The organism is Pseudomonas sp. PAMC 26793 (assembly GCF_000313235.1).
Classification (GTDB): domain Bacteria; phylum Pseudomonadota; class Gammaproteobacteria; order Pseudomonadales; family Pseudomonadaceae; genus Aquipseudomonas; species Aquipseudomonas yamanorum.
Genome location: NZ_AMXG01000004.1, coordinates 42,014 through 53,712 on the forward strand (window position 1 = coordinate 42,014; position 11,699 = coordinate 53,712).

Consider the following 11,699-nt stretch of genomic DNA (forward strand, 5'->3'; position numbering starts at 1 on the left):
GACGCCCCATGACCTTGCAGTTCGTGAAGATGCACGCCCACGGTGATGACTTCATCGTGATCGACCGGCGCGGCCGGGATGACCCGATCACCGCGCACATCGCCCGCCGTCTGGGGGACCGTCATCGCGGCATCGGCTTCAATCAATTGGCCGTGGTGCTCGATTGCGCTGACGCCGCTGCCCGCATCACATTCTGGAACCCCAACGGCACCCCGCTCGATACCTGCGGCAGCGCTACCCGTGGGGTTGCGGACATGCTGATGCGCGAAGCCGGCACCGCCACCCTCGTGCTGCGAACCAACCGGGGGCTGCTGACCTGCGCGCGCGAATCGGGGCAGCGGGTGTCGGTGGACATGGGGCGGCCGTCATTGGGCTGGGAAGACATCCCGCTGGCGCAAGCGATGGGCACCGAACGCTTGCCGCTGGAGGGCGACCCGGCAGCGTGCAGCATGGGTAACCCGCATTGCACGTTCTTTGTCGACGACCTTGCGGCGGTCGATATCGCGACGCTTGGGCCGTCGCTGGAAAACCACCCATTGTTTCCCAACAAGACCAACGTGCATTTCGTGCAAGTGCTGGACCGCAGCCATATCCGCCTGCGGATCTGGGAGCGGGGCGGCGGCATCCCGCAGGGCTCGGGCTCGTGCTGTTGTGGTGCGGTGGTCAACGGGATTCGTCGTGGGCTATTGGACGACACCGTCGACGTGCAATGCGATGGCGGTACGGTGACGGTGCATTGGGATGGGCACGGCGGCGTGGTGTTGACGGGGGCTGTCCAAACCGTTGTTCACGGCACGGTGGCTGCCGCGCTCATGGGTGGCGCAATGGAAAGTGCACACTGAAGGTGGTGCCCCGGTCCGGGCTTGAGCTCACCGAAACACCTCCATCATGGGCCTTGGCGATTTCCCGCACGATAAACAGCCCCAGGCCAACGCTACGCACCTCACTGTCCTGCTCCGTGCCTCGGGTCATGGGTTCAAACAATCCGGCCATCAACGCTTCGGGAATGGCCGCGCCCTGGTTATGTACCGAGAGCCGGCTCTCTTGCGCGTCCTGGTGCGAGGTGATGGTAATCGGCTGTTGCAGGTCGCCGTACGCCACGCTGTTGGCCACCAGGTTGCCGATGATTTGTTGGATGCGGTCGGCATCCAGGAACGTGCGGGCGCTGCCCGTGGCGTGATGTTCGAGGGTCGCCTTGGGGAACGCCACCCGCAACTCGTCGAGACTGTCACGGGTGACGGTGTGCAGGTCGAGTGCTGTGGGGTTGATGCCGATGCCCTGGCCGACTCTGGCCTGGGTGAAGTCCAGCAAGTCGGCGATCATCCGCTGCGCCCGCTCGGTGGACTGGCCGATATGCCCCAGCAGTTGGCGCTCCTTGGCGCTGCGCTCGCCACGGGCGAGGAACTCCGAGGCCATCTTGATCGCGGTAAGCGGGTTCTTCAGGTCATGGCTGACAATCGCGACCATCTGTTCGGCAAACAGCGCCCGGCGCTGGGCGATTTCATAGGCGCTGCTCAGTTCGGCCTGGGCCTGCTGCAGCGCGACTTCAGTGGCGGTCTTTTCCTGCAACAAGGCTTCAGCCATTTTGCGGGCATTGAGCAATTCACGCTCGTACTTGTCGCGGTCGGTGGTGCCGAAGAGGGCCAGTTCGTTATAGGCAATGCCGGCATGTTCATACCTGACGCCGTTGAGCAATACCGTGACGGTGCGCCGGTCACGGTGCAGCAGGTCGAGTTTTACTTCAGCGATGGAGCCCTGCATTTTCATCAGTGGCCCCAAGTGCGTCTGATGGAAGATCCGCCCGCCCATCGTCAGCAAGTCCTGAAATCGCCGTTCCTTCAACTCATCGACGCTGAAGCCGGTCCAGTCGCTGAAGCACTGGTTGGCCTGCACGATGGTGCCGTCTTCCCGGGTCACCACCAAGGCGCAGGGCGCGCCGTCGAACAAACGTTGAGAGTCCGGCAACGACAGGTTATCGGCTGGCATCGGCACCTACCCATGGCAACAGGAAACTGTCCATGGCCACTGAGCAGGCCCCGGGTGCACTCATGTGCGGGCAATGCCCCACGTTATCGACCAGGCAATAGATGCTGGCGGGCAACGCCGCATGCAGGTATTCACCCACGCAGACCGGTGCGATCAAGTCGTCGGTGGATTGCAGAATCAGGGTCGGGGTCATCAGGCCCGCGATGTCCTGGCGGTTGTCCGACAGGAAGGTCACCCGTGCGAAGCGCTTGGCGATGTCGGGCTCGGTGCGGCAGAAGCTGTTGGTCAGTTCTTCGCCGAGGGCCGGTTGCCCGGGCGCGCCCATGATCACCGGGGCCATGGTGCTGGACCAGCCGAGGTAATTGCTGTCGAGGGTATCGAGCAACGAATGGATATCCTCAAGGGTGAACCCGCCCGTATAGGCACCGGAATCGATGTAGCAGGGCGAAGGACCGATCATCACATGGGCGGCTACTCGCCCTGGGGACTGCCGATCGGCCAGTGCACCGATCATGGCGCTGACGGAGTGCCCCACCAGCACCACCGGGCCCACGGCGTATTCATCAACAATCTCGCCCAAGTCGTGGGCGTAGCCGGTCAGTGAGCTGTATTTTTCGCTGTCGTACGCGCTCAGGTCAGACCGGCCAGCCCCCACCAGGTCATACAACACCACGCGGAAGCGCCCGGTGAAGTGAGGAAACAGGTAATTCCACATGGTTTGATCACACCCGAAACCATGGGAGAAAACCAGGGTCGAGGGACCGCTGCCAAACACCTTGACGTTGTTGCGCTGCTGAAGGTCCATGGCATTCTCGTGTAGGGCCTGTGTGGGGGTGGCGTAAGTCTAGATAGTCGGTGGCGTCGGGTCACCTGTTTATAGCGTCGATAGGGTAAAGTCGGCCGATTCAGGATGAAACTTCAGGTAACAAAACATGATGGTGTTCCTACGGCAATGTGTCTTGGGCTTGCTACTGATCGTTTCCGGCTCGCAGGTGTGGGCCGATACCGTTCCCCCGGCGCCGGTCACGGTTGCGCTGGACCAGCGCGTGATCGACCTGACCCGCACCCTCGACGCCGCCACTCAGTCCCGTATGACCGCGCAACTCGCCGGCCTGGAACAACGCAAAGGCGCCCAGGTCGCGGTGATGCTGCTGCCGAGCACCCAGGGCGTTGGCATCGAGGACTTCGCCAACCAACTGTTCCGTGCCTGGAAACTGGGGCGCAAGGACGTCAACGACGGCATCCTGCTGCTGGTGGCGAAAGACGATCGCAAGGTGCGGATCGAAGTCGGTTACGGCCTGGAAGGCGTGGTCACCGACCTGCTGGCCCACCGCATCATCGAAGAACACATCACCCCGGCCTTTCGCCAGGGCGATTACGCCGGCGGCGTGCAACAGGCGGTGGACGACCTGACGCTATTGGTGGACGGCGGCAACTTGCCCGAGGTGGCCAAGGCCGGGTTTCCGCCTGAAGCGTATGCGGTGCTCCTGGCGTTCATGTTTGGCGGGGTAGTCGGGGTATTGATGGGCGCCGAAAAACTCCCTTGGCGCCGAGCCCTGATGGCGGTAGTCGTTGTCACTGTGGCGCTGGTGGCGGTTGCAGGCGGCAAGGACTGGCCGGTCTATTTGCTGTTGCTGCCCCTGTGCATGTTGATTGGCGGCGCCACGTTTGGCGCGTTGTGGCAGGCGAGGGCGGCGTTTTATGCCGTGCTGGGGTTGTTGATCTATATCGCCGGGGTGCTGCTGACCGATCACTTTGTTAGCGACCTGTCGCTGATCCACTGGCTGGCTTATCCCATGGCCGGGCTGCTGATCCTGGGCCTGTACTTCGGCCTGTTCCTGGTGATGAAAAGCCTGTGGAAAGAGAGCCAGGGCGGCTTTATCGCGCGGCTGGTGGCGGTGCTGGTGGTGTACGGGGTCGCTGGGGCATTGATTGATAAGGGCGCCACGGGATGGCTGCTGGCGTTTCCATTCGCTTCGTTCGCGGCGCTGTTCATCTTTGCCCACGGTATCAGCGGCGGGGCGGGGTCGGGGTCTGGTGGGGGCTCCAGCTCCTCCGGTTCGAGTTCCAGTTCCAGCAGCAGCTCTTCGGGTGGTGGCGGTTCCAGCGGTGGGGGTGGGGCGTCGGGGAGTTGGTAAGGCTCCCCCGGAAGCTAGGCGGGCTTGTAGGCAATCCAACCCTTGAAACTGAAGCCCGCGTAGAACTGGTGTGCCGTTGTGTTAAAACGTTGCCCTTCCTGATGATGAGAGCGCCCATCGAATGCTCCCCGACATACTTATCCGCGATGCGCTCCCTGAAGACGCGTTATGCATTGGCGTGCTGGGCATGCAGGTTTTTCTCGATACCTACGCCACAGAAGGCATTCGCGATTCAATCGCTGCCGAGGCGTTGCAAGCGTTTTCGCCCCACGCGATCTCTGGACTGATCGCCCAGCCGGGCACGGGGATTATCGTCGCTGAATCCAATGGGCATCTGGTGGGGTTTGCCCAGGTGGCGATGGACACCGGCCATGCGCTGATCTCAACCCCGAAAGCGGCGGAGTTGCAGCGACTCTACATCCAGGAACGGTTTACCGGGCTCGGACTCGGCTACCGTTTGCTGCAAGCGGCTGAACAGCGTGCAGGGCAGGGTGGCGCGTCTTTGTTGTGGGCGACGGTGTGGGTCGGCAACGAGCGGGCGCTGGGTTTTTATCCGCGCCGTGGTTATGAACTGCTGGGAGCGCCGACTTACACGTTTCAGAATGAGAGCCATGAAAATCGGCTGTTTGGTAAAAGACTTCAGTCTTAACGCGTGAGCAATTGCACTTAAGAAAATCGAAATGATGTCGATATGATGTCATCGCTCACAAGGACCGTTTATCCGATGAAAGTGTTAAAGCTCGCCGTTGCCTGTGTATTCCCGCTGCTCGGCGCCTGTTCCGACTACCACTACAAGAACTACCAAGGCGATTGGGCCCCGGAAAAAATGCAACCGGTCGACCTCTCCGACAACCACCCGAATGCAGCGCTGGTGTACTTCGAAACGTTCCGGGTACGTGAACTGGGCGTGCCGTTTCACCGCTTGGTGTTGGCCACGGAAGTAGACGGCGTTGCGCTCCCGGGCGCCGGTCGACGTTCGATCCTTGATGTGTCCGGTGAACAGGCGCTCAAGTTGGCTCCGGGCAAGCATTCATTGCGCTGGTGCAACGTGTCGATGAACGCCTTGGGCACCGGCGGCGCCTTCTGCAACAAAGGCGCCGATGATGTGGTGTTTGCCGGGGGCCAGCGGTATGTCGTGACCTTCCGCATGACCGCCAGCACCAAGGGCTACCCGGGTGCCTACAGCGTGGAGTACCGCACGTACTCGACGATCAAGAACCTGGACACTCAGGAAGTCATTTTCCCGTTGGAAGGACAGGGTGATGGCTGAGCGCCTCGCACTGGAGAAGTTGGCTTATCTGGAGTTCCTGCGCCTTCTTGAGGCGAGTCATTTTGAATCGCAGCGCACCGGCCAAGCGTTCTACAACCACTTCAACTTGCACCGGCTTTCGGATCAACAAGCGCTAGCTGGGTTGTATGCGGCGGATGGGCGTCAGGCGATAAAGCTGATTGAGCGTATGTTCGACATCGAGTGAAGTAAGTTCCTCAGAGCATTTTGCTCAGGAACACCCGGCTGCTGCCTTCCGGGTCGCAAGGGATTTCACCAAACCGCACCCAGCCATTCTTCTCGTAAAACTCCGGGGCCTGGAAACTGAGGGTGTACAGCATCGCCGAGAGGCAGCCACGGTGACGGGCTTCGTCTTCGAATGCTTTCAGCAGCGTTGTGCCCAGGCCTGAGCCACGCAGGGCCTCGGGCAGATGAAACAGGTCGAGAAAGGCCATGCCGAGGCTGGTTTTGCCGGTGATGCCGCCGAGGGTTTCACCGGTGTCGGGATGCTTGATCAGCACCGTCAACGGACGTCGGTCATTGGACCCGGTGACGTGCTCGTTGAAGGCGGCGAGGCCGCTGCCCAGGAGCTGCTCGGCCTTGGCGTCTGGCTGGTCGCCGACCTCAATCAGATGCGGCTTCACAGATCCATCACCATCTCATGCCACGCCATCCCGCCATGGTCCGACGCCGACGGCTGCACATAGCGATAGCCCATGCGCTTATACAGCTCCACGTGGCGGTCCTTGCACATCAGGTGAATGGTCTTCTTGCCCATCGCCTGCATGCGCTGGATAAACGTCTTCATCAACTGCGTCGAATAACCCTTGCCCTGATGAGCCGGGTCAACCACCACCGACATGATCACCACATTCGGCGCATCGGCTGAATGCCCGACCAACTCCTTGAAGGCCTCATCCGACATCACCACTTCATCGGCGCAACCGCAGTTGATGAAACCGACCACAACACCATCCGCCTCCAGAATCAGAAAGCCTTGGGGGTACAGCGCGATGCGCGTGGCGATCTTTTCCAGGGTGGCGGCTTCGTCGCCTTCGTAGGCCGAGATTTCGATCTCGTAGCAACGGTTGGCGTCGGCGGGTTTGGCGTTACGGAAGGTGAGGGCGGGCATTGGGTTACCAGAGTGGAAATTGAACGACAGCCCCCATGATAAAGAAAGAACACCCCGACAGCACCGCCGAACACAAAACCCACCCACACCCCGATCCCCTGTGGGAGCCGTCGAGCTTTAGCGAGGCCGCGATGGCGGCCTTCCTGACACCACCAAGACTCGCCAAGCCCTATAACTAGAAAACCCGCAAATGCGGGTTTTCTCATAACTGAGCCGGGCTCTATTAAACCCCACCCACCAACTTCCCCCCCTCCAACCGGCGCTTATACGCACTGTCCCGACTCGCCAACCAGAAATACAGCGGCGATGTCACCACCAACCCCACCAACCAGGACAAATCCGCCCCGTTGATGTGTGCCGAAATCGGCCCGACATACAGCGGCGTATTCATAAACGGAATCTGCACCACAATCCCCACCGCATAGGCCACCAGCGCCTGAGGGTTGTACCGCCCGTAAATCCCGCCATCCACCCGAAAGATCGAGCCGATGTCGTACTTGCCCTTATGGATTGCATAGAAGTCGATCAGGTTGATCGCCGTCCACGGCACCAGTACCACCAGCAGCACCAGCACCATGTCCACGAAGTGCCCGATAAAATCCTTCGACGCAAACACCGCCGCAATCGAACACGCCGCCAGCACCAGCACCGAGATCACGGCGCGCGCCTTGGCGGTCGGGATCCAGCGGTAGGCAAAGGTCTGTACCAGGGTGATCAACGACAGCACCGCGCCGTACAGGTTAAGCGCGTTGTGGCTGATCACGCTGAGCAGGAACAGCAACAGCATCAGCGGGCCAATGGAGCCGGTCGCCAGTTTGACCGCGTCCATGGTGTCCATGCCCACCGGCGTGGCCAGTACCGCAACCGCACCGAAGATGAACGACAGGCTGGAACCGAGCACGGTGCCCAGATAGGTGGTCCAGAAGGTCGACGCCACCGGCACATCCGCCGGCAGGTAGCGGGAGTAGTCAGACACATACGGTGCAAACGCGATCTGCCACAGCGCAGCCAGCGAGACGGTGGCCAGCCAGCCGGAGATGTTGAAGTTGCCGCGCGTCAGGAAGTCGGCCGTCTGCACATGGGTGAAGATGTAGCCGAAACCCAGCACGATGCCCGCGCCCAGCACCCAGGTGCCGATGCGGTTGAGCACGTGGATGAAGCGGTAGCCGATGATGCCGATGATGCCCGAGCCGATGGCGCCGATGACGATGCCCACTGGCACCGGGATCGCATCTACCACGCCGTGCAGGGATTTGCCCGCCAGTACGATGTTGGAGGCGAAGAAGCCGATGTACATCACCCCGGCGATCACCACCACCAGCAGCGCCCCGAGGGAGCCGAACTGGGCGCGGCTCTGGATCATTTGCGGGATGCCCATTTGCGGGCCCTGGGCCGAGTGCAATGCCATCAGCACGCCGCCGACGAGGTGGCCGACGAGGATGGCGATGATGCCCCACACCAGGTTCAGGCCGAACAGTTGCACGGCCAGCGCGCCGGTGACGATGGGCAACGGCGCGATGTTGCCGCCGAACCACAGGGTGAACAGGTCTCTTACCTTTCCGTGGCGATCTTCCGGGGGCACGTATCCAATCGTGTGTTTTTCGATAAGCGGGGCGGAGGATGTTGCAGTGGTAACCATGACGAGCTCCAAGGCAAGGTGAGTACGTTGACGTACTTCGCTGGGCGGCGCGTGTGCGTCGCTTTTGTTGTTGGAGTGATCATGTGCAATGGTCACGGGTAGGTAAATTAGTAAGTTTGTTGCTATAGACCTTAAAAATAATATCTCGCGGTGTTTTTCGCTCCGGTATGTTGCATGGACTTGAATCGTCAAAAAAAGCGGTTTTTTCTTGCACTTGTTTGGGGCGAATTCCCACGTTTCTGGAGGTCCCGATGGCTGCCTATAACCTGCGCCAGCTCAAATATTTTGTAACCACCGCCGAGTGTGGCAGCGTGGCAGAGGCCTCGCGCAAGCTCTATATCGCGCAACCCTCGGTGTCGACCGCCATCAAGCAGTTGGAAGACAGCTTTGGCGTGCAGCTGTTTATCCGCCATCACGCCCAAGGGGTGTCGCTGACGCCGAGCGGTGCAAGGTTTTACCGCAAGGCCCTGGAGCTGCTGCGGGTCGCCCATGAATTTGAGCAGAACGCCCTGGCAGACAACGACGTGGTGGCCGGGCAGATCGATATCGGGTGCTTCGAGACGGTGGCGCCGCTGTATTTGCCGCGTTTGATTGCGGGCTTCAAGCAACGCTGGCCGGGGGTTGAAATCCGCCTGCGGGACGGTGAGCAGCAGGAGCTGGTGCAGGCGCTGACTGCCGGCAGTATCGACGTGGCGATGCTGTTTGAGCATGACCTGGGCAGCGCCATCGAGACCACACCGTTGATGCCGCCGCAGCAGCCCTATGCGTTGTTGCCGGCGGATCACCGGTTTGCACAACAGGCCAAGGTGTCGCTGGCGGATTTAGTGCTGGAGCCGATGATTCTGCTGGATGTGCTGCCGAGCCGGACGTACTTCGTGAGCATCTTTGAGGAACGTGGGCTGACGCCGAATATTGTCTTCAGTTCGCCGTCGATCGAGATGGTGCGCGGGATGGTGGGGCGCGGGTTTGGCTTTTCGATTCTGGTGACCAAGCCGTTTTCGCCGTACTCCTATGACGGGCAGAAACTGGTGTGTGTGCCGTTGGCGGAGACGGTGACGGGGTCGGGGCTGTCGGCGGTGTGGTTGCGGCGGGCGCCGTTGACCAAGCCGGTGCAGTTGTTTGTGGAGTATTGCCGGGAAGAGCTGGCTCAGTTATTGAGTTAGACACAGAACTAAAATGTGGGAGCGGGCTTGCTCGCGAAAGCGATGGATCAGTCAATACATCGGGTGACTGCCACACCGCTTTCGCGAGCAAGCCCGCTCCCACATTTGGCCCGCGTTTCAGGCGCGAATCGAGTCGAGCATGCGCAACAACATGGCATCGCAACCTTTCAGTTGCGCAACGCTCACAAACTCATCCGGCTTATGCCCCTGGTCCATGCTCCCAGGCCCGCACACCACCGTCGGAATGCCCGCCGCATCAAACAACCCACCCTCGGTCCCGAACGCCACGGTGCCAAATTCCCGCGAGCCGCAAAACGCCGCAATCAGCTCCGCCGCCTGGCTGCGCTGATCGGTGGCCAACCCTGGATACGCCGACAACTCACTGAAGCGAATCGCACTCTGCCGGCTCACCGCCTGCATGCGCGGCAACACCTGCTGCATCGCATAGGTTTGCAGCTCCTCGGCCACTTCCCCCGGGTCCATCGACGGCAGGGCGCGCACTTCAAAGTCGAAGCGGCAATCCGCCGGGACGATATTCAGCGCCTTGCCCCCGGAAATCACCCCGGTTTGCACGGTGCTGAACGGCGGGTCAAAGCGCTCGTCCTGATGCACCTTGAGGCGCTGGCCAATCCGCCCCAGCTCACCAATCAACTCCGCCGCATACTCGATCGCATTCACACCCTGAGGCGCATACGCCGAATGGCACGCCTCGCCATGCACTTCGCAGCGCATGGCGAGCTTGCCTTTATGGCCCAGTACCGGCGTCAACTCGGTAGGTTCGCCGATAATGCACAGCAGCGGTTTCACCGACCATTGCTCCAGCACCTTGAGCAGCGAACGCACCCCAAGGCAGCCGACCTCCTCGTCATAGGACAACGCGATATGCACCGGCATCCGCAGGTCTGCGTTCACCAGCGACGGCACCAGCGCCAGCACGCAGGCGATGTAGCCCTTCATGTCCGCCGTGCCCCGGCCAAACAGGTTGCCGTCGCGCTCGGTCAACTCAAACGGCGGCAACGTCCACGGCTGGCCATCCACCGGCACCACGTCGGTGTGCCCCGACAGCACAATCCCGGGCAACTGCGCCGGGCCAATGGTTGCGAACAGATTGGCCTTACTGCGCGCATCGTTGTAGATCAATTCGCAGGACACGCCGAACCCTGCCAGATAATCGCGCACGAACTCGATCAGCTTCAGGTTGGATTCGCGGCTGGTGGTATCAAACCCCACCAGTGTCTGCAGCAATTCGCGGCTGGTGCTCATCGGTCGTCTCCAGCCACGCCGTAGCCCGGTGAGCGGTCCGGGGCCAGCGCGCGGTCGATGTAGTCCTGCACCTGCGGGCGGTAGGCGTCCCACAATTTTTGCAGTTCGCCAATCGGATTCTCATCTGCCCAATCCACCCGCAGGTTGATGATCGGCCAGGTCAGTTCACCCACCACTACCACGGCTGCCGAATGCACCGGGCCGGCTTCGCCACCGGCGGCGATGGCTGCGTGCATCGCGGCCAGCAGGCGATCGGTGAGTTGGCCTTCGCCCTGTTCAAATGCGGTGACCATGGCCTGGATCACCGAGCGGTCGGCGAGCATATTGCCGGCCGCGACGCACTGTTCACCCGACACCGCGTTATGGGTGCCGAGGGTTTCGCTGCCGCTGAAATGCACGGTGCGCCCCAGGTGATCAATCGCCGTCAGTTGCCGGTATTGGCTGTAGCCGTTGCGGGTGAGCGCCTTGTCCACCGCGTCGGCAGGGGCCAGGCCTTGCTCCAGCAGGTCGAGTACATCCGGGCCGAGGGCCGGCAGGGTGATGTTCTGGGTCGAGACCGCACCCACACCGGGCCGCAACCATGGGCAGCGGGCACCCACGGCGATGCTCGATGAGCTGATGGCAATGCCCATCTGGCCGGTTTCCACGCAGCGGGCGACGATTGAAAAGGTCATGGGCGACTCCTTATTCGGGGATGACGGCGATCACATCAATTTCCATCAACCACTGCGGCTGACCCAGGGCCGAAACCACCAGCCCGGTGGAGATCGGGAACACGCCCTTGAGCCACTTGCCGACTTCCTGGTACACCGGCTCGCGGTAGCGCGGGTCGATCAGGTAGGTGGTGGTCTTGACGATGTGGCTCAGGTCGCTGCCGGCTTCTTCCAGCAGTTGCTTGACGTTACGCATGGCCTGCTCGGCCTGGGCGCGCGGGTCGCCGAGGCCCACCAGCTTGCCGTCGAAATCGGTGCCCACCTGGCCCCGTACATACACCGTGTTGCCGGCGCGTACGGCCTGGCACAGGTCGTTGTCCAGGCTCTGGTTGGGGTAGGTTTCCTTGGTGTTGAACATGCGGATGCGAGTGTGAGTAGGCATCAAAAAACTCCAGAAA

At 61.4% G+C, this 11,699-nt stretch carries 14 protein-coding genes; 6 read left to right on the forward strand and 8 right to left on the reverse strand.

Going from position 1 to position 11,699, the window contains the following annotated elements:
• Positions 1–8: 8 nt before the first annotated feature.
• Positions 9–842, forward strand: coding sequence for a diaminopimelate epimerase (gene dapF, locus D109_RS0100380; protein ID WP_017475115.1), 834 nt, complete (start codon positions 9–11; stop codon positions 840–842).
• Here dapF and D109_RS0100385 read toward each other — a convergent pair.
• Positions 811–1,986 carry a PAS domain-containing sensor histidine kinase gene (locus D109_RS0100385; protein WP_017475116.1) on the reverse strand — a complete coding sequence of 392 codons (1,176 nt, stop codon included), beginning with the start codon at positions 1,984–1,986 and terminating at the stop codon, positions 811–813. The genes dapF and D109_RS0100385 overlap by 32 nt on opposite strands.
• The gene (locus D109_RS0100390) at positions 1,973–2,791 is read right to left on the reverse strand and encodes an alpha/beta fold hydrolase (protein ID WP_017475117.1); all 819 of its coding nucleotides are present in this window, start codon (positions 2,789–2,791) and stop codon (positions 1,973–1,975) included. The genes D109_RS0100385 and D109_RS0100390 overlap by 14 nt, the downstream gene beginning before the upstream one ends.
• A 127-nt stretch (positions 2,792–2,918) precedes the next feature.
• Here D109_RS0100390 and D109_RS0100395 point away from each other — a divergent pair, with 127 nt between their 5' ends.
• The 4 genes from D109_RS0100395 (at position 2,919) to D109_RS0100410 (ending at position 5,599) form a co-directional block, all read left to right on the forward strand.
• Entirely contained in the window at positions 2,919–4,124 is a 1,206-nt protein-coding gene (locus tag D109_RS0100395) for a YgcG family protein (RefSeq protein ID WP_017475118.1), read from the forward strand.
• Between the two features lie 121 nt (positions 4,125–4,245).
• Positions 4,246–4,773 (forward strand): GNAT family N-acetyltransferase, encoded by a 528-nt coding sequence (locus D109_RS0100400; RefSeq protein WP_017475119.1) that lies wholly within the window; start codon positions 4,246–4,248, stop codon positions 4,771–4,773.
• Positions 4,774–4,848: 75 nt separating this feature from the next.
• Entirely contained in the window at positions 4,849–5,394 is a 546-nt protein-coding gene (locus D109_RS0100405; RefSeq protein ID WP_017475120.1) for a hypothetical protein, read from the forward strand.
• Positions 5,387–5,599 (forward strand): hypothetical protein, encoded by a 213-nt coding sequence (locus D109_RS0100410; RefSeq protein WP_017475121.1) that lies wholly within the window; start codon positions 5,387–5,389, stop codon positions 5,597–5,599. The genes D109_RS0100405 and D109_RS0100410 overlap by 8 nt, the downstream gene beginning before the upstream one ends.
• Positions 5,600–5,609: 10 nt before the next feature.
• On the opposite strand, the gene D109_RS0100415 is transcribed toward D109_RS0100410, so the two are convergent.
• From D109_RS0100415 to D109_RS0100425, 3 genes are all read right to left on the reverse strand, one after another.
• Positions 5,610–6,035, reverse strand: coding sequence for an N-acetyltransferase (locus D109_RS0100415; RefSeq protein WP_017475122.1), 426 nt, complete (start codon positions 6,033–6,035; stop codon positions 5,610–5,612).
• On the reverse strand, positions 6,032–6,523 hold the full coding sequence (locus D109_RS0100420) for a GNAT family N-acetyltransferase (RefSeq protein ID WP_017475123.1): 492 nt from the start codon (positions 6,521–6,523) through the stop codon (positions 6,032–6,034). The genes D109_RS0100415 and D109_RS0100420 overlap by 4 nt, the downstream gene beginning before the upstream one ends.
• Positions 6,524–6,746: 223 nt before the next feature.
• On the reverse strand, positions 6,747–8,162 hold the full coding sequence (locus D109_RS0100425) for a cytosine permease (RefSeq protein ID WP_003210161.1): 1,416 nt from the start codon (positions 8,160–8,162) through the stop codon (positions 6,747–6,749).
• Between the two features lie 251 nt (positions 8,163–8,413).
• Between D109_RS0100425 and D109_RS0100430 the strand changes: the two genes are divergently transcribed.
• The gene (locus tag D109_RS0100430) at positions 8,414–9,325 is read left to right on the forward strand and encodes a LysR substrate-binding domain-containing protein (RefSeq protein ID WP_017475124.1); all 912 of its coding nucleotides are present in this window, start codon (positions 8,414–8,416) and stop codon (positions 9,323–9,325) included.
• 117 nt (positions 9,326–9,442) lie between these two features.
• Here the strand turns inward: D109_RS0100430 and argE are convergent, their stop codons facing one another.
• The 3 genes from argE to D109_RS0100445 are packed head-to-tail and all read right to left on the reverse strand — an operon-like array spanning position 9,443 to position 11,683.
• Positions 9,443–10,588 carry an acetylornithine deacetylase gene (gene argE, locus D109_RS0100435; RefSeq protein WP_017475125.1) on the reverse strand — a complete coding sequence of 382 codons (1,146 nt, stop codon included), beginning with the start codon at positions 10,586–10,588 and terminating at the stop codon, positions 9,443–9,445.
• A complete protein-coding gene (locus D109_RS0100440; protein WP_017475126.1) occupies positions 10,585–11,262 on the reverse strand; it encodes a DUF1028 domain-containing protein in 678 nt (225 codons plus the stop codon). Before D109_RS0100440 ends, argE begins: the two co-directional genes overlap by 4 nt.
• A gap of 10 nt (positions 11,263–11,272) precedes the next feature.
• Positions 11,273–11,683: a RidA family protein gene (locus D109_RS0100445; protein ID WP_026077677.1), complete on the reverse strand. Its 411-nt coding sequence runs from the start codon at positions 11,681–11,683 to the stop codon at positions 11,273–11,275.
• Positions 11,684–11,699 lie beyond the last annotated feature (16 nt).